Annotated in this window: 20 protein-coding genes; 10 read left to right on the top strand and 10 right to left on the bottom strand. The window is 35.3% G+C overall.

The window, feature by feature from the left end; genetic code table 11:
- Positions 1-58 precede the first annotated feature (58 nt).
- Positions 59-1,774, top strand: coding sequence for an ABC transporter ATP-binding protein (locus D8M05_RS10735; RefSeq protein WP_121131639.1), 1,716 nt, complete (start codon positions 59-61; stop codon positions 1,772-1,774).
- Positions 1,775-1,939: 165 nt separating this feature from the next.
- On the opposite strand, the gene D8M05_RS10730 is transcribed toward D8M05_RS10735, so the two are convergent.
- Positions 1,940-2,512 carry a histidine phosphatase family protein gene (locus D8M05_RS10730; protein WP_121131637.1) on the bottom strand — a complete coding sequence of 191 codons (573 nt, stop codon included), beginning with the start codon at positions 2,510-2,512 and terminating at the stop codon, positions 1,940-1,942.
- Positions 2,513-2,587: 75 nt separating this feature from the next.
- Between D8M05_RS10730 and D8M05_RS10725 the strand changes: the two genes are divergently transcribed.
- On the top strand, positions 2,588-2,935 hold the full coding sequence (locus D8M05_RS10725; protein WP_245985296.1) for a YqzG/YhdC family protein: 348 nt from the start codon (positions 2,588-2,590) through the stop codon (positions 2,933-2,935).
- Here the strand turns inward: D8M05_RS10725 and D8M05_RS10720 are convergent.
- Together D8M05_RS10720 and D8M05_RS10715 are read right to left on the bottom strand one after the other, a co-directional pair.
- The gene (locus D8M05_RS10720) at positions 2,903-3,340 is read right to left on the bottom strand and encodes an NUDIX hydrolase (protein WP_245985304.1); all 438 of its coding nucleotides are present in this window, start codon (positions 3,338-3,340) and stop codon (positions 2,903-2,905) included. The genes D8M05_RS10725 and D8M05_RS10720 overlap by 33 nt on opposite strands.
- Before the next feature lie 66 nt (positions 3,341-3,406).
- Positions 3,407-3,961: a GNAT family N-acetyltransferase gene (locus D8M05_RS10715; RefSeq protein ID WP_121131631.1), complete on the bottom strand. Its 555-nt coding sequence runs from the start codon at positions 3,959-3,961 to the stop codon at positions 3,407-3,409.
- Between the two features lie 211 nt (positions 3,962-4,172).
- Between D8M05_RS10715 and dacB the strand changes: the two genes are divergently transcribed.
- The 4 genes from dacB (at position 4,173) to rlmH (ending at position 8,869) form a co-directional block, all read left to right on the top strand.
- Entirely contained in the window at positions 4,173-5,714 is a 1,542-nt protein-coding gene (gene dacB, locus D8M05_RS10710; protein WP_245985294.1) for a D-alanyl-D-alanine carboxypeptidase/D-alanyl-D-alanine endopeptidase, read from the top strand.
- 97 nt (positions 5,715-5,811) lie between these two features.
- Positions 5,812-6,984: a TraB/GumN family protein gene (locus D8M05_RS10705; RefSeq protein WP_121131627.1), complete on the top strand. Its 1,173-nt coding sequence runs from the start codon at positions 5,812-5,814 to the stop codon at positions 6,982-6,984.
- 89 nt (positions 6,985-7,073) lie between these two features.
- The gene (locus D8M05_RS10700) at positions 7,074-8,294 is read left to right on the top strand and encodes a hemolysin family protein (RefSeq protein ID WP_121131625.1); all 1,221 of its coding nucleotides are present in this window, start codon (positions 7,074-7,076) and stop codon (positions 8,292-8,294) included.
- A gap of 95 nt (positions 8,295-8,389) precedes the next feature.
- Entirely contained in the window at positions 8,390-8,869 is a 480-nt protein-coding gene (gene rlmH / locus D8M05_RS10695) for a 23S rRNA (pseudouridine(1915)-N(3))-methyltransferase RlmH (protein ID WP_121131623.1), read from the top strand.
- Here the strand turns inward: rlmH and D8M05_RS10690 are convergent.
- From D8M05_RS10690 to D8M05_RS10685, 3 genes are read right to left on the bottom strand one after another with little or no spacing between them, the layout of a single operon-like run.
- On the bottom strand, positions 8,795-10,531 hold the full coding sequence (locus D8M05_RS10690; protein WP_121131622.1) for a recombinase family protein: 1,737 nt from the start codon (positions 10,529-10,531) through the stop codon (positions 8,795-8,797). The two genes, rlmH and D8M05_RS10690, sit on opposite strands and share 75 nt — an antisense overlap.
- A gap of 16 nt (positions 10,532-10,547) precedes the next feature.
- The gene (locus D8M05_RS20205) at positions 10,548-10,691 is read right to left on the bottom strand and encodes a hypothetical protein (RefSeq protein WP_183072771.1); all 144 of its coding nucleotides are present in this window, start codon (positions 10,689-10,691) and stop codon (positions 10,548-10,550) included.
- 28 nt (positions 10,692-10,719) lie between these two features.
- Positions 10,720-11,382 (bottom strand): helix-turn-helix transcriptional regulator, encoded by a 663-nt coding sequence (locus D8M05_RS10685; RefSeq protein WP_121131620.1) that lies wholly within the window; start codon positions 11,380-11,382, stop codon positions 10,720-10,722.
- Between the two features lie 119 nt (positions 11,383-11,501).
- On the opposite strand from D8M05_RS10685, the gene D8M05_RS10680 reads away from it, so the two are divergent.
- Complete coding sequence (locus D8M05_RS10680) at positions 11,502-12,317, top strand: hypothetical protein (RefSeq protein ID WP_121131618.1); 816 nt, start codon at positions 11,502-11,504, stop codon at positions 12,315-12,317.
- Positions 12,314-13,093 carry a RusA family crossover junction endodeoxyribonuclease gene (locus D8M05_RS10675; protein WP_121131617.1) on the top strand — a complete coding sequence of 260 codons (780 nt, stop codon included), beginning with the start codon at positions 12,314-12,316 and terminating at the stop codon, positions 13,091-13,093. Before D8M05_RS10680 ends, D8M05_RS10675 begins: the two co-directional genes overlap by 4 nt.
- A 402-nt stretch (positions 13,094-13,495) precedes the next feature.
- Here the strand turns inward: D8M05_RS10675 and radC are convergent, their stop codons facing one another.
- The 4 genes from radC to D8M05_RS10655 form a co-directional block, all read right to left on the bottom strand.
- On the bottom strand, positions 13,496-14,104 hold the full coding sequence (gene radC, locus D8M05_RS10670; RefSeq protein ID WP_121131615.1) for a RadC family protein: 609 nt from the start codon (positions 14,102-14,104) through the stop codon (positions 13,496-13,498).
- Positions 14,105-14,298: 194 nt separating this feature from the next.
- On the bottom strand, positions 14,299-15,063 hold the full coding sequence (locus D8M05_RS10665) for a hypothetical protein (RefSeq protein WP_121131613.1): 765 nt from the start codon (positions 15,061-15,063) through the stop codon (positions 14,299-14,301).
- 25 nt (positions 15,064-15,088) lie between these two features.
- Positions 15,089-15,595 carry a hypothetical protein gene (locus tag D8M05_RS10660; RefSeq protein ID WP_121131611.1) on the bottom strand — a complete coding sequence of 169 codons (507 nt, stop codon included), beginning with the start codon at positions 15,593-15,595 and terminating at the stop codon, positions 15,089-15,091.
- Positions 15,596-15,632: 37 nt separating this feature from the next.
- Positions 15,633-15,836, bottom strand: coding sequence for a hypothetical protein (locus D8M05_RS10655; RefSeq protein WP_101728992.1), 204 nt, complete (start codon positions 15,834-15,836; stop codon positions 15,633-15,635).
- 325 nt (positions 15,837-16,161) lie between these two features.
- Here D8M05_RS10655 and D8M05_RS10650 point away from each other — a divergent pair, with 325 nt between their 5' ends.
- A complete protein-coding gene (locus D8M05_RS10650) occupies positions 16,162-16,398 on the top strand; it encodes a TIGR04540 family protein (RefSeq protein ID WP_245985302.1) in 237 nt (78 codons plus the stop codon).
- 45 nt (positions 16,399-16,443) lie between these two features.
- Positions 16,444-16,725, top strand: a complete 282-nt coding sequence (locus D8M05_RS10645; RefSeq protein ID WP_220667583.1) for a hypothetical protein — start codon at positions 16,444-16,446, stop codon at positions 16,723-16,725.
- Positions 16,726-16,735 lie beyond the last annotated feature (10 nt).

The following is a 16,735-nucleotide window of genomic DNA, read 5'->3' as shown; positions in this document are numbered from 1 at the left end:
AATTAAGTCTATACACCTTATAATTTGCTTTAGACTTAAGAAAAGGGGAGTGCAACACTTGATTCGTCGTTTTTTGTCCTATTACAAACCACATAAACGTTTATTTATTGTAGATTTTACTGCAGCAGTAATTGTTGCAATTCTTGAGCTTGCTTTCCCTGTTGCTGTTCAATGGTTCATTGATGATTTACTTCGGGGCGATGATTGGAACATCATTGTTACGGTAGGTGTGTTGCTTCTACTTGTCTATATCGTAAGTACGTATTTGCAATATGTCGTTACCTATATCGGTCATAAGCTTGGTGTAAACATTGAAACAGATATGAGAAAAGACTTATTCCATCATGTTCAAAAGCAATCTTTTCGTTTTTTTGATAATACAAAGACAGGTCATATTATGAGTCGTATAACTACAGACTTGTTTGATTTAGGTGAGCTTGCCCATCATGGACCTGAGGATTTCTTTATATCAATTATGACCTTTCTAGGTGCATTTGCTATTATGTTTACGATTAATCCAGTATTGGCTTCTGTTATTTTAATAGCAATACCGATTCTAATTTTCCTAATTACATTTGGGAACATTCGCATGAACAAATCTTGGAAGACAATGTATGAGAATATTGCTGGAGTAAATGCCCGTGTTGAGGATGCCGTGTCGGGTGTTCGAGTAGTACAATCCTTTACAAATGAGAAATTTGAAATGGAACGTTTTGGAGTGGATAATAACCACTTCCGTAAGGCGAAAATTGGTGCCTATAAGACAATGGCCGTGGTTCACTCTAACATCTATTTATTAATGCGTCTTATTACATTGGTTGTATTAGTGGCAGGTGCATGGCTCACGTTTAATGGGAGATTGTCGTACGGGGAACTTGTTAGTTTTATCTTGTTTGTTAATGTATTGACAACCCCAATTAATAAAATTACAGCCCTTTTAGAAATGTATCCAAAAGGAATGGCTGGATTCAAACGCTTTACTGAATTAATGGACGTTGCCCCAGATGTTCGTGACAAGGATAATGCAGTAAGTATAGAGAACCTACAAGGAGATATCGCGTTTCACAACGTAACATTCGGTTACGAAGATACGCAAAAGCCTGTACTTAACAATATAAGCTTTGACATTCATGCAGGAGAAACGGTTGCTTTTGTTGGTCCATCTGGTGCTGGTAAAACAACCATTTCATCACTTATTCCTAGATTCTATGATGTGAATGAGGGAAGTATTAGAATAGATGGAATTGACATTCGTGATATGAAGAAAGATTCCTTAAGAAGACAGATTGGCGTCGTGCAGCAAGATGTGTTCTTATTTACTGGTACTCTAAGAGAGAATATTGCTTATGGCAAATTAGATGCAACCGATGAGGAAATTGAGTTAGCAGCCCGTCGTGCCCATATGGAAGGATTTATTCGTGAATTACCGAATGGGTATGAAACACAAGTTGGAGAACGGGGCTTGAAACTTTCTGGTGGACAAAAGCAACGTATTGCTATTGCGCGTATGTTCTTAAAGAACCCACCAATTTTAATCCTAGATGAAGCAACATCAGCTTTAGATACAGAAACAGAAATGATTATTCAGCAAGCATTAAATGAGCTTGCAAAGGATCGCACAACACTCGTGATTGCGCATCGATTGGCAACCATTAAAAATGCAGATAGAATAATGGTTGTAACCAAAAATGGTATTGAAGAAGAAGGCAGCCATGATGAATTAATCAAGCAAGACGGATTGTTTGCACATCTTCATAATGTACAAATGAACTAAGTAATGAGAGAAGGTATAAGCTTACATGTAAGCTTATACCTCTTTTTTTAATTCCTTATCCACAGTCTGTTTATAAAATGTTAATAATTCCAAAAATTTACATATATCTTACTTTTGGAAGGTAAATGTTGTAAAATATTGTCGATATTCCCCAGGAAATGAAATTTAATCATAAAGATGGTCAACTAAGTTGAAATTTTTAATAGACCATCTATCCTTTGTATATTGAATGTTACTAATACATGCATTCATTAAGGCTGTCTTTCCGTAAGCTATTTCACCATTTGATAAGTTATGTAAGATTGTCATAATAACTGCACCATGTGCTACTAGAAGGACGCTTTGGTTTGGATATGCTGCATTTATGTTTTGTATGCCTGATAATACTCTATCCGTAAAAGGCTCTATCTTTTCCTCGTTAGGGAAATTTCGATTTTGATATTTTTCTTGTCGTTCCTTTAAGGTCATCCCCTCTGCAACTCCAAATGAGCGTTCGGCAAAGTCAGCCATTTCAACAATGGGTAGGTTTAGTTTGTTATTTATAATATCTGCAGTTTGCCTTGCGCGCTTTAATGGACTAGAAATAAGTAAATCAAAATCAGATGGGTTTAAGTATGCTGCACATTGTTCTGCTTGCTTTATTCCCATTTGATTTAGCGGTATATCCGTTTTTCCTTGAATCTTTCCTAAAGCATTCCATTCCGTTTCACCGTGTCGAACGAAACAGATTTTAGTCATAAAATCTTCCTCCCTATTTTTAGGCATACGAATAATTTTTAAATAACCAACACATTCTATAAAAAAGGGGGATATATGATGTCGTCAAAATTTTTCCTTGCAATTGGAATTTCAATCCTTTTAACTTCAAGTAATTTTAACCCAATCATTTCCCAGGAATATATCAATAAACAGAATGAAGGTATCCCATCATATGCAAAATGGGGACGACTTGCAATGCAGGAAACAAAAGCAAAATATCCGAATGACCAAATTGTTGACTATTTGCATATTGGTAGTGAAAGAAAAGGTGAAACAACCATTGAAAAGTTTAAATTATGGCTTAAAGGTACAGATAAGGAATTTGGTGTTTTTATAGATATTGAATTTAATACGAAAACAGAAGAAGTCTTATCTGTTACGTTTACTGAAACCGATCGTTGAAAGTTCGTTATTAATGAGATGCTTGGTGTGCTCTGGTATTTCCTGAAGAGCATTTCGTAATACGACAGGGTACAATTCACATTCTTTTAAAGAATCTATTGGGAACCATCTGTAAATCAGGCGATTTCCTTCCATGCCAAAAAAATCTCTCTTATTCATGAAGGAAGTATCTTCTGTCGTGATACCGTAGTAAAATCCTATCTCATGAAAATCTTTCTCGTCGTAACGAAAGAAGTTCTCAATAACCCAGTAAAGCTTATCAATCGTTATTTCTACATGAAGTTCCTCTTGAAATTCCCTCTTTAGACTTTGATATGTATCTTCCATCGTAACGACACGTCCCCCAGGAAGAGACCAGTTTGTATCGTTTACATCCCTGTGTAGAAGAACATAGCCATCATTGATCCAGATTCAAGCAACTCGGAAATTAAATATGGCGTGATTAGTATCAAATGTGATATCCATTATCAATCACTTCTTTTCCCAGTCGTTCTTCAACATGCCGTAAATGACATGGTCAACATAGTGGTCATATAACCACTCCGTCTGTCTAATACGGCCTTCTTGGATGAAACCTAAGCGTTCTGGGAGTGCACGACTCTTGTTATTTTCGTAAGCAGCACGAATATCAATGCGATTTAATCCTAAATCATAAAAGCCATAATCAATTAATGCACGTACAGCGTCCGTCATCAAACCAAGACCCTGATAGTCTTTAGAAAGCCAGTAACCAATAAAACCGATTTTGTTTGTCCAATCAATGCTGTTATAACTAATTGATCCAGTTAATTGTTCCTTATAGAATATTCCAAACGTTATTCCTCGCTTAGCTTCAAAAGATTCCAGCGTGTGTTCGATAAATGCGAGTGAGTCTTTAACGGTAGTTGTACCATCCACCCATGGTAACCATTCACGCAAGTAATCTCGAGAATCATCTGTGCGTTGGAACAATTCTTTGGCATCTGTCTTTTCTAATTGCTTTAAAACAATATGTTCATTTACTTCGATACGAATCAATTTGTTCATGCCTCCTTTTCTAGTACTAAATTTGTAAGAATACTATAACATATTTATGTTCAGAAAAAATAAAATATTGAGTGATAATCATAATAATGCTATATTTAAAATAAAATTCCTAATATTTTAAATATAGGAATCAAAAGTTTATGTTTTTGGTGTCTATGAATCGTCGTATCGGACAGAATGTTTTTATATGTTAAAAAAGGTGGAAAAGAAAATGTTTAATAGAAACTATATATTTCCTATTCTTCTACTTGTTCCTTTGATCATATTTATTGTGCTATCTATGGGAAATAGTGAGCATGATACATTATTGACGTCCCCGCAAGTAGATGAGTTAAAAAGTACAATAGTAAATGCAGAGGAAACTACTACAAGCACGTTAGAGGATAAGCTAGATAAAATCGTAAATGATGAGCGGTTAAAGGGTGCAATGATAGGTATCAGTGTTCGAAAGGCTGATACTGGTGAAGAGATTTATCATAATCATGGAGATACACGCTTGCATCCTGCCTCAAATATGAAAATCTTAACCGTAGCTGCTGCACTTGATACGCTTGGTCCAGAGTACCGGTTTATAACGGAAGTATTGACAGATGGAGAAATAAACGGAAATGCTCTAAATGGAAATCTTTATATAAAGGGTAAAGGTGATCCTACGCTTTTAAATGAAGACCTAAATCAACTTGCTGGTGATTTAAGGGACCAAGGAATTGAAGCCATTGAAGGAAATTTGATTGGGGATGACAGCTGGTATGATGCTATTCGCTTATCCCAGGATTTAAATTGGTCTGACGAACCCTATTATACAGGTGCACAAGTGTCGGCGCTTACGCTTTCCCCTAATTCAGATTATGATACTGGAACAGTAATTGTAGAAGTTTATCCTGGAAACGAAACGGCTATAGATGCTCAAATAAAGGTGATACCAAATACGGATTATGTCAAGGTTATCAATAAAACAGAGACGGTTGCTGCTGGTGGATCAAGAGATATATCAATTGAGAGGGAACATGGTACCAATAACATTGTTGTGGAAGGAACAATACCATTAGATGGGAACATGTATCGCTCATGGGCTTCAGTATGGGAACCTACTAAATATGTATTAGATGTTTTTAAAACAGCCTTAAAAGAAAATGGAATAAGTGTGAAAGGGGTGAAAACAGGCGTAACACCAGACGGGGCCGAGCTATTAACCTCAAGGAAATCAATTCCATTGAAAGAGATCGTTATTCCTTTTATGAAATTAAGCAATAATGGTCTTGGAGAAGTATTGACAAAGGAAATGGGGAAGGTCGTACATGGAGAAGGAAGCTGGGATAAAGGGCTAGAAGTAATTCGTGATGTTGCGGCTACATTAAATGTTGACCCTAATACAATTCTCCTACGTGATGGTTCGGGTATGTCGCATAAAACATATATTCCTGCCAGTGAAATTACAAGCCTTCTTCATACGGTGCAGGGAAAAGAGTGGCACCCAGTGTTTGAATCATCCCTTCCTGTAGCGGGGAACCTTGAGCGTTTAGTCGGTGGAACATTGCGAAATCGGATGACATTCCCACCTTTAGCTGGAAATGTAGTGGCAAAGACTGGCACATTAACTGGAGTACTTACTCTATCCGGTTATGTAACAACAGTGAATGGAGAGAAATTAATCTTCTCTATTTTAAATAATAATCATATTATCGATAATGCTGAAGTTGCAGCTTTACAGGATGAGATGGTAACAATTCTAGCTACCCATGAATTTAAGTAAAGAAGGGATTTAATAATATTATTTTCCTCCTATGTAGTTTAGAATAGAATTATCAAAGTTTTTAGGATTTGTAAGTTATTGTAAAAGGAAGGTACATATGGCTGAAGATAATATAACAAGGCTACACCTTAATGGAAAAGAAATTATCCTAATTGGTACGGCACACGTATCGAAACACAGTGCAGAGCAAGTTAAAGAAGTAATTGAATCGGAAAAACCAGATTCAGTTTGTATTGAGTTAGATGAAGGTAGATATCAATCTATTATGGATGGAAACAAATGGAAGGATATGGATATTTTTAAGGTAATTAAGGATAAGAAAGCATCATTGTTATTAATGAACCTTGCTATTTCATCCTTTCAGAAGAGGATGGCGAATCAATTTGGTATAAATGCTGGTCAGGAAATGATACAGGGAATAGAATCGGCAAAGGAAAATAATGCAGAATTAGTACTTGCTGACCGCAATATCCAAGTGACCTTTTCAAGAATATGGGGAAATCTAGGGTTAAAAGGGAAGGCAATGCTTCTAACACAGATTATCGCAAGTATATTTAGTAGAGAGGATATTTCTGAAGAAGAATTAGAGAAGATGAAGCAGCAGGATACAATTAATGCAATGCTGCAAGAATTTACAGAGCATTTCCCAAGATTAAAGAAACCATTAATTGATGAACGTGATCAGTATTTGTCACAAAAAATAAAGAATGCACCAGGTGAGAAAGTTGTCGCAGTTTTAGGGGCGGCTCATGTACCAGGTATAACAAAACAGATTCATAAGGATCATGATTTAAGGAACTTATCAAAGCGACCTCCGAAATCGAAGGTACCTAAAATTATTGGTTGGTCAATCCCGATTATTATTATCGCTATGATTGCTTATACTTTTATTTCTAATCCAGAAGTTGGCATGCAGCAAGCATTAAGTTGGCTATTATGGAATGGTGGACTATCAGCAATTGGTACGTTGATAGCATTTGGACATCCATTAGCTATTCTTACTGCTTTAATTGCAGCACCAATTACATCATTAAACCCATTACTAGCAGCGGGGTGGTTTGCAGGGGTTGTGCAAGCATATTTTAGTAGGCCAACTGTTAGAGATTTCGAAACGATTTCTGACGATGTTACGAGTGTGAAAGGTTTCTGGAATAATAAGGTAACGAGAGTGCTCTTAGTTGTTGTGTTAGCAAATTTAGGAAGTTCACTAGGAACATTTATTGGTGGAGCAGATGTAATAAGATTGTTTATTAGTAACTTATTCAATTGATAAGTTAGTCTGATTCAAAAACTTTTCTATACTTATAAAATACTCTATAATTAAATATAATTCGCCCAAAGTACAAGGAGGAAATTTTAGTGATCATTGCGATCATCTTGTTATTATGTGTTTCATTTTTCTTTTCAGGGAGTGAGACCGCACTCACAGCAACAAATAAGATGAAGTTACAAACAAAGGCAAAGGGTGGAGACAAAAAGTCTGAGAAACTTTTGGATTTGGTTTCCAAGCCTAGTCAGTTTATTACATCAATCTTAATCGGGAATAATATTGCAAATATTGTTCTACCAACACTCGTAACAACACTCGCCATTCAATATGGGTTTGATGTTGCACTTGCAACGGCAATTCTTACGGTTGCCATCATTATCTTCTCAGAAGTTATCCCTAAGTCTGTGGCTGCTGCCTTTCCAGATCGGATTTCTTATCTAGTTTATCCTGTCATACGAGGAGTAGTTGTTGTTTTAAAGCCAATTACAATTGTTTTGAATTGGCTAACTGGGATTATCACAAAAGCACTTTCTAAAGGGCAGCCGAACGATGTATCCATCTCCAAAGAGGATTTCCGTGCAATGATTGATATTGCCGATTCGGAGGGAACATTTCGTAAAGATGAATCATTTCGAATCAAGGGTGTTCTCGATTTTCATAATTTAAATGTAAAAGATGTACTTAAGACACCACGTGTTGAGATTATCTCTCTACCAAGTACAGCAACATATGATGAAGTTAGAGATATAGTTATACATAATCCCTTTACGAGATATCCTATTTATGAAGAAGATATCGATAATATAATTGGTGTTTTTCACTCAAAATATCTAATCCAATGGTCTACCGAACCAGAGAAATCGCTTCAATCATTTAGTGATATGGATCCATTAATTGTGTACGAATTTCATTCCATTGAATGGGTATTCCGCCAAATGACGAAAGATAAAAAGCATATGGCAATTGTTCTAGATGAATATGGTGGAACAGAAGGTATTTTAACCCATGAAGATGTTATTGAAGCAATGATTGGTCTTGAAATTGAAGATGAAATGGATTTAGAAACCGATACAATGGTTGAAAAGTTAACTGATACAGAAATTATCTGTGACGGCAAAATAACGTTACATCGTCTGAATTCCATCTTCCATACGGAAATACCTGAGGAAGAAGATGTTCTTGCGGGCTATCTGTTAAAGGAATTTAATGATTTTCCAGATGCAGAAGCTACAATTGAGAGAAATAATCTAACCTTTAAGATTATGGAAGTCGAAGGTAGAATGATTCGTAAGGTACAAATTATTAAATAGACTTAAATCGACTCACCTATTCTTATTGGGTGAGTTTTTTAATGTGGTGTAGTTTGGTAAACTAGTAGGTAATAAGTTTGGGAAGGAATAGACGGATGAAAATATCAATCGTTACAGTAGGAAAGTTAAAAGAGAAATATTTAAAACAAGGAATACAAGAATATCTAAAACGTTTAAGCGCTTATGCAAAAGTGGAAATAGTAGAGGTTGCAGATGAAAAGGCACCTGAAAACATGAGTGAAGCGGAAATGCTAGACGTGAAACGGAAAGAAGGAGAACGTATCCTATCGCATATCAGCCAGGATACCTTTGTAATCACACTTGAAATAAACGGAAAGATGCTGAGTTCTGAGCAATTAGCTGCAAAGATGGATGAACTTGCAACATACGGCAAAAGTAAAATTGCCTTTGTTATCGGTGGTTCCCTTGGAATAAGTGAAGCGGTACAGAAGCGGAGTAATATGGCGCTTTCCTTTTCAAAAATGACATTTCCTCATCAGTTAATGCGATTGATTTTGGTTGAGCAGGTTTATCGGGGGTTTCGGATTATTAGGGGAGAACCGTATCATAAATAAGGGTAAAATATTAAGGGAAGATAAGACTTCCCTGAAGTTTTCATCCCTTGAAAATTGTTCTTCCATGAAGGTTCTATCGAGCGGTGCAATACAGTTTATTTCAGACATTTTGTTAATTAAAATACTAGAGCTACCTTGTAAAGCCTCTATAGTGAAGTCAAACATCAAGTTGATACCCTTGATTTGTCGCCCTTCTTTGTGGGACACCTTTTCTTTGGTTATTTGGATATCCTTTATAAAGAGTGAAAGCAGCTCCTTCTTTTCTGTAGCATCTGCTTTATCCAGAAGAGTATCAATGTTTTTGAGAAGATGAGTCAGTGCTTCAGCATCGATGGGATCTTTACTGATAGTTTGTAACTCTTTTTCAACCTTCTCTATATGACTCTCAATGGTAACCAGTTGTTTTTTCTGTTCTAGCATTTTCTTACTATAAATATCCCTTAAATCGGGATCATCCATTAGCAATGTAACTAAATTGTCTAACTGCTTCTCAGTTTTCTTTTTGTTTTTAAACAGCCGTTTTTTCTCATCTAGTAATGGAGATTCAGCATTCAATCTCTCGTTATTCATTTTATTGACTAACTTCTCAATAAAATAGGGAAGTGTTACAATATGCTTTAATTCATTGATTACATATTGTTCAGCCTTGTCCGCATTTATGGTATGGGCTTGGCATGCAGTTCTACCTTTGTTTTTATACTGACCACATTGATAAAGTCTATATTGCTTGCCATTTTTACCCCTGGACTTTGCTGCTGTCATTCCATATCCGCATTCGGGACAACGAAGTAATCGACCTAAGAAGTATGGTTTTGACGATTGTGCTGGACGGAAGGAGCGTGTTTTCAATTTTTGCTGCACTTGATTCCAAAGCTCCATCTCGATTATTGGAGTGTGTATACCATCTCTTATAATCGGATTATCATTTTTACCTTTTCTTCTTTTCTCAGACCAATTCTCATGCTGATTATAACGAATTTTTCCTATGTATAATGGATTCTCTAAAATACCTTTAATAGTAGCAATGGAGAAATCCTTCTTCTTTTTTGTTTTATAACCAAGCTTGTTCATTTCATAAGCAATTTTCTTATAGCCATGGCCTTTACTTGCTAAGATAAATATCTCTTTTACAATCTTTGCTTCATCTTCATTGATGATAAGTTCCTTGTTAATCACATCATAACCAAGCACTATTCCACCATTCCACATTCCTTGATTAGCTCGTTGATTCATTCCCATCTTAACACGGTCAATTATTGTTGCTCGCTCCATTTCAGCAACAGAACTCATTACTGTGTAGAACATCTTTCCGCCAGGTGTAGTAGTATCAATGTTCTCTGAATAACTCATTAGTTGAACATTATGACGTTCAAGAGTTTCAACAATTTCAAGTGAATCCCTTGTTTTACGAGCCAATCGGTCTAGTTTATATGTTATAACAGTATCAAATTCTCCATTTTTTGATTCCTTCAGTAGACGCTGCATTTGTGGTCTACCCTCAATACTTTTTCCACTTCTTCCCTCATCGATATATTCATCAATGATCTGAATGTCACGTTGTTTTGCATAATCGTAGAGAAGCTGTTTCTGTGCTTGAATACTGTAACCTTCTGTTGCTTGTTCCTCTGTACTTACTCGTGCGTAGATTACCCCTTTTAACATCTAAATTCCTCCTTAATTAGCAATTCCCTTTATTATCAGGTAGATCATTCTTAAATAAGCTACTTTCAATTATTGAAGCCAGTTGATCTAAGAATGCTTCTCTCTTTTTTTCATCAACTTTAATTGCTTCATTGATACCTTGTGTAGAGTTACTTTGCATATTTATCTCCTCCTTGAAAACATTTCATTTACTTGTTGTTATTACTAACAAGAAGACTTAATAGTTCTTCAGCGGACAGAAATTTGTTATAACGTTTTATAATTTGATGTGCTTCTTGTAAAGGGTGAATGGCCTTTGTTCCATCAAATTTTTCCTTCGTTAGATTTGTGGATTCAAGTAAAAGTCGTGAAATAAAATGCTTCATTTCGTCCTCAGAAATGTCATCTTTAAAATGAGTGTGATGTAAAGGCTCAAATTCATTACTGTTCACGCAGTGATAGATTAAGACCCCTTTTTTATCGTTGAAATTAAAATAGTCATCATCTTCTTCGTCAACGATTGTGAAATCACCTGATTCTTCAATATCAAAATCAACATATATAGTTTCAGGTATACCAATTGAAAATAACTTTTCCTTGCCCAAATAGAATTCATCCGTAACAGATTCAAGCGGAACCCTAAATTCCTGTGTAAGTTTATAAACTAAGTGAAAAGATGGATTTTTTGAATCACCTCTTTCTATTGCTGAAATTGACTGTGGGGTAACTCCAATCCTGGATCCTAATGATGTAATGGTGTAATCAGAACCATGATACTTTATCATTTGTTGTCTAAAGAAACGCAGTCTACCACCTAAGCTACTATCTTTTAAATACTGAAATTCCGAAGAATCGATGTGTTTTGCTGGCATAATTGTCCCTCCTTAACTAAAAACTCCTTGCATCAATAATATCATTGATGTAGAATTTATGCAAATGTATTTTAATTTATATATATAAATACAAATATATTTTAATTGGGGGGATAATCATGACTTATCAAATATCTACTAATACATTTCTTGTTGATAGAACAATCTTTACTAATATCTATCCAGACCTTAAAGGGAATCGTTTGAGGATTTATTTACTTATGTGTAGGGTAACAGGCGCAAAACAAAATGGATCATGTTTTATGGGCATTAACACTATTGCGAAAGAAGTTAATTTATCGGAGTACCATACAAGAATAGCTATTGAGTGGCTTTGTAATAACTACTTTATCCAAAAGGTTATGAAGCCTTATCAAAGCAACCGGTATCGTATTCTCGTCACTCCCGACTATGATGACGTCAACAAGAAGTATTATTCAAATGAGGGTATAATTAGAAATCGCTTTAATATGAAGGATTCCTTAAATGGTTATGTCGAGTTACCCGTGGAAGTAATGAGGGGTTCAATATTAAGAGACAAAACATTGTGGAGTGACCGCAAAATAAGGATATTTGGACAGTTATATCTGTTTCATTGGATAGATGAATTTGGAGGCGTTGATCCTAGGACTATTCATTTTAAAAACAATTCGATATATATAAATGATCTTTTGAGCTATACATTGGGTTGTTCGAAAAATGATATTGAACGTTCCATACGATGGCTCATAAAACAGGGCTATGCTACTGAAGTAGAAGCGGTTTATCGTACAAACAATAATTCATTCTATAAAGAACAACAATATGTTGGAGATGCAACAGAAATAAATATCTTACCTACTGATAAAATAATTAAAGTAATCAGGATGAACTGTATACCAAGCCTTAAGTTGCAAAATGCAATAAATCGTACAGGAGGAAAAATTGCACTATGATAAAGAAAACTACTAATCTACCTAAAGTAACTGCATCTGAAATTGGACACAATGTAATAATTCAGATTTATGATAAGCCAAGAGCAAAAATAAGACCGCAATTTCAAAATAAGGTTATTCAAAATCACTCGATGATGTTTTTCCAACAACTGATTATGAAAGAAGCAAGAGCTGCTTTGAGGAGGGAATCGTTAAATCTATTTCATGATCCAATAAATGTTGAAATAGTGATTACTACAATACAATCTCCTAGTCAAATCCATTTAGAAAGAGTTCTGAAAGCTACTTTTGACGGGTTGAATAGACATGTGATTTCTGATGACAACATTATAAATAATGCACAAATATGGCTGAATAAGGGGACTAAGCGCTATCCAAAAACAGATATTGAAGTTAGAGTTGAAGATAGCCTAAGCAAGCAATCAATTGTTTTTAATTGCCAGCTACCATGTGTAGAAAAGATAGAAGCAGTTCCCTACGATGTCGGAGGCAAGATGACATTGTCTACACAAGCAGCTGCTGAACAACAGGTAATAGAGCAAGCCCTTCTTTCAACAATCAATAAAGCAACAGTTACCGGGCAATACGATATATGTCATATGCTGTTTTGCACTAACGATGATACGAAGGACTTAGACAATATGTTTCTAAGTTATATTCACGTTATACGTAATGCAGGATTGCTTGATATTTCTAGAAATATAGGTATTGGAATGTATAAACGTCATGCAGAACAAGGTAATGAGAGAACGATTATTAATCTACTATCCAAATGAACTGCGTGCTACATAAATCTATTTGTAGCAAGGGTTATATATTCTTTGTGCACATACACAGTCTCAGGTAATGATAGAGTGTTTTTAGTTGTTAATTAAGAGTATCCTGATAAAAGTACGTAACATAGATGTTTAGATTTACAAATTCAATGTTACAATTATGGCTTTTTACGGATATATACATAGTGATTGAGATTATTAGGTTATTTTTGTAGATTGTAAGATTTATATGTGATTAGTAATAATCCCTTTGTATCAAAGTCTACACTGTGATATAACGGTGGTACTTAACAAGAAAGTATTGATTATGGTTAACTTTAGCCCATAATTTGATAATTATAAAGAAAAGCCAGTGTTGGCGCTATCTCTAGCACCTTCACTGACTTTCTTGAAAAAACTTTTTTATAGATATCCCTTTTCTTTCAAACTAGTATATTTCTCATGGCCCACAATGATATGATCCAAAATCTCAATACCCATCATCTTACCAGCTTCACCTAGACGTTTTGTTACATTAATGTCTTCCATGCTTGGTGAAACGTCTCCACTAGGGTGGTTATGCCCAACAATTGCACTAGCACAACTGCGGCGAACTAAATGATTAAACACCTCACGTGGATGAACGATACTAGCATTAAGTGAACCGATAAATACTGTTTCTCGGAAAACTATCTGGTTCTTTGTGTTTAAGCCCAGAACCACAAAATGCTCCTGCTGCAAATATTGCATATCCTTAAGGTAATCATAAGCATCTTGGGGTGAACGGATTGTAAATCGTTGTTCAACAGGGCAAGGGTTCATACGTGCAAGTTGTAATGCAGCAATGATTTGTTTAGCCTTTACTTTTCCGATTCCCTTGATTTGTAGCAACTCATCCTCAGTTACAGCTAATAATTCCTGAATGGATGGGTAGCGGGTGAATAGTTCTTTCACTACATAACTATCTTCCTTTTCTCGAGTTGTTGTTGCTAATAGATTTCTAAAAGTGATTTTATCGATTGAATTGTTCATTATAAATTCCTCCATTATTTGTTTGATTGAATTAAAAAGGAGAGACGATGAGCGTCCCTCCAGATTGAATAGGTATTAACTTTTCGATATACTGTTGTTGATTGATTACCTGAAGATGAGTTCATGTGCCGATGAGCTCATCTATTTTTGTGCATTAAAAAAGCACATCGGACGCAATAGCAATCCATGTGCTTTCAATCAGTATTGTTTTGTTCATTTATTGTCCTCACCTCCTTAAGCACCAGTAAATCTTGAATAAAGTCTGATGCCTGTTTCTTGGTTAGCTGTGTACTACGCTCAACACCAAAAGTCATCTTCATCAATTCTTTCGCAACATCCGTCGGCATGTCCATTTCGTCGACGATACGGAAAATCGTCTGTAATTGAGCCATTGTTGCTTGTTTACCACCTCCTTTACTATCCTTAGTTTTTGCTTGTGGAAAATCTTCAATGTCCTGAGTGAAGATACCGCTTGAACGTGTTGCAGATAGAACTGCATCAATCAACGCTCTCTTTTTTGCCATCTTCAATACAGTGTTAACGATTGTATAAGGGTCTTGTTGCTGAAAAGATGACTCTTTGCTATTACAGCTACCCAGGCCTTCTGCCTCAACAAGACCATTGTCTTTGCGTATAAGAGTCATCTTCACTTCATAAGCAAATATACCTGATTCCCATTTTTCGATACGATTGACGACATCTGCTGTTTTCGAAAACCCAAATACATCGCATAGTTTTTCAGCGCCTGGTTTAAGTAATGTAGGCTTTGAAAATCCATTCACTAAACCATAATCAACACCTTTCACCATTACTTCTTCAACGAATGTTTGTAGTTCTTCTACCCTTCGTTTTGATTCGGCAGTCGATACGATAATATTAGGTAGTGAAACAATCTCAGATTCAATATTGTTAGAAAAGGGTACTATATTGTTCCTTTTTGAATGCATACCTGATTTCATATATTTCTCACCTCCTTTCAATGGATTAAGATTTTTTATAAATTGCATCTGCAATTTTACATAATCCTTTAGATGTCTTCTCGACAAGAAACTTTCCTGCTTTATGATTTAGTTGATTACCTTTACTAAATGCCCTAAATGAAATATCTAAGGACTTAGTTACCAAGCTGTGTGCTAATTGATTCAATTTCTCTAAGCTGTTTGAAACATTTAACAATACATCTTCACCGTTTGCCTCCATAGAATTTGCAGCATTGCTAAGTACTTGCGAAACTCGCTTTTTAGTAGAAATATAATCTTTCAAATCGTCTTCATGTAACGATTCAACGTCTTTTATAGCAGATTGGATCTTACTTCTACTAACTAATAAATGAGATAACCTTACGTAGTCATTACATTCAATGGAAACAACTATCTCATCTTTAATTTTTTCATTTTCATTTAATAAAGATAGATAGATTGTTTTAATCTCTGGAATAGGAACTCCTTTCCCATCAATCAATTCATGATCCAACCATAAGTTCTTCCCCATAATAAAATTCCTCCTAAATGTTATTGGATAATCCTAATTATTTGTTGAAGTGGTGATAACCCTTGAGTGTTAGCTTTAATACCAATCCATCTGACTTACTTTTCATAGTCAGAATGAGTCCATCATCCTCAAGTTTTGATAGATTAACCTTTTGAATGTCATACTTCACTAGAAACTTTGCAGGGATCCATTTGTTTAATTTCTTAGCTTCGATTAGGATCTTGACCAATGAGTTGTTCATCTTCAATCCTCCTTTCATAGTGCGCTCCTCTCACCACGCATGTCGTCTCTGTAACGCAAAAAAACCGTTATCTATCCATAGGGATAAACAACGGTCTATATAAGGGGGTGGGGCATGAAACGGATGGGTACCCCCTTTGTTTATATAACTGTGGTGCTGAGGGAAAATATGTATGGAATTCCCTTCTCATATGTAACTTTTACTTCTTGGGGAAGAAATCATAGGTAATTTTACATATATCCTTTTATTTACAATGATTTAAGGATATAATTTAATAAGAAATTTACTAAAAAATGATAAGAAAAATACAAGACATGATTTGAAGGTGATCTATATTAATACGTTTTGTAGAAATCAAAAGGAAGTTTCATCTGTAATCAATGCAGTTATTGATCAGTATTGGGAAAAGCTTATTAATGAACAGGAAATGATTAAAATGATTGAAACGATCGTTGCCAATAATGAATCGCTAGTTTTAAAGGAAAAGTCGTTTACTACGACGGTAAAGCAAGTATGTGGTAAGCGTCGTCTTGAAATTGTCGCTAGAATTATTGATTTATAGTTTGGATTTCCATAATTAATTATTTTTTGAATTCATGGAGGGAAAATGATGAAAACTTTGTTGGAGTATTGTAAGCCACGGGGAAGTGTGTTTGATGAAACAAAAAGAGATGATGTATTAGATTTGACTGATTTAGTAGAAAACAACATAGATCCAGGCAGATTTTTTGATGAAAACTTCCCTACACAAGGAATGAAGTCATTAATGGATACTGCTTTTAAACGTTTCCATAGAAAAGGATCTACAGGTGTTGTAAAGCTTACTCAGTCAATGGGTGGCGGTAAAACACATAATATGATAGCACTTGGATCAATATTAACTAAATAAAAGGACTGAA

Source organism: Oceanobacillus bengalensis (genome assembly GCF_003628445.1).
Classification (GTDB): Bacteria; Bacillota; Bacilli; order Bacillales; family Amphibacillaceae; genus Oceanobacillus; species Oceanobacillus bengalensis.
This window is presented reverse-complemented; position numbering and strand designations above follow the sequence as displayed.

Excerpts from the sequence above, each read along its gene's own strand:
- D8M05_RS10655 (WP_101728992.1), bottom strand. The coding sequence starts at position 15,836 with ATGAACAACTCATTGGTCAAGATCCTAATCGAAGCTAAGAAATTAAAC.
- rlmH (WP_121131623.1), top strand. The coding sequence starts at position 8,390 with ATGAAAATATCAATCGTTACAGTAGGAAAGTTAAAAGAGAAATATTTA.
- dacB (WP_245985294.1), top strand. The coding sequence starts at position 4,173 with ATGTTTAATAGAAACTATATATTTCCTATTCTTCTACTTGTTCCTTTG.
- D8M05_RS10665 (WP_121131613.1), bottom strand. The coding sequence starts at position 15,063 with ATGAAATCAGGTATGCATTCAAAAAGGAACAATATAGTACCCTTTTCT.
- D8M05_RS10680 (WP_121131618.1), top strand. The coding sequence starts at position 11,502 with ATGACTTATCAAATATCTACTAATACATTTCTTGTTGATAGAACAATC.
- D8M05_RS10660 (WP_121131611.1), bottom strand. The coding sequence starts at position 15,595 with ATGGGGAAGAACTTATGGTTGGATCATGAATTGATTGATGGGAAAGGA.
- D8M05_RS10730 (WP_121131637.1), bottom strand. The coding sequence starts at position 2,512 with ATGACTAAAATCTGTTTCGTTCGACACGGTGAAACGGAATGGAATGCT.
- D8M05_RS10725 (WP_245985296.1), top strand. The coding sequence starts at position 2,588 with ATGATGTCGTCAAAATTTTTCCTTGCAATTGGAATTTCAATCCTTTTA.
- D8M05_RS10675 (WP_121131617.1), top strand. The coding sequence starts at position 12,314 with ATGATAAAGAAAACTACTAATCTACCTAAAGTAACTGCATCTGAAATT.
- D8M05_RS10705 (WP_121131627.1), top strand. The coding sequence starts at position 5,812 with ATGGCTGAAGATAATATAACAAGGCTACACCTTAATGGAAAAGAAATT.
- D8M05_RS10645 (WP_220667583.1), top strand. The coding sequence starts at position 16,444 with ATGATGAAAACTTTGTTGGAGTATTGTAAGCCACGGGGAAGTGTGTTT.
- radC (WP_121131615.1), bottom strand. The coding sequence starts at position 14,104 with ATGAACAATTCAATCGATAAAATCACTTTTAGAAATCTATTAGCAACA.
- D8M05_RS20205 (WP_183072771.1), bottom strand. The coding sequence starts at position 10,691 with ATGCAAAGTAACTCTACACAAGGTATCAATGAAGCAATTAAAGTTGAT.
- D8M05_RS10685 (WP_121131620.1), bottom strand. The coding sequence starts at position 11,382 with ATGCCAGCAAAACACATCGATTCTTCGGAATTTCAGTATTTAAAAGAT.
- D8M05_RS10715 (WP_121131631.1), bottom strand. The coding sequence starts at position 3,961 with ATGAACAAATTGATTCGTATCGAAGTAAATGAACATATTGTTTTAAAG.
- D8M05_RS10690 (WP_121131622.1), bottom strand. The coding sequence starts at position 10,531 with ATGTTAAAAGGGGTAATCTACGCACGAGTAAGTACAGAGGAACAAGCA.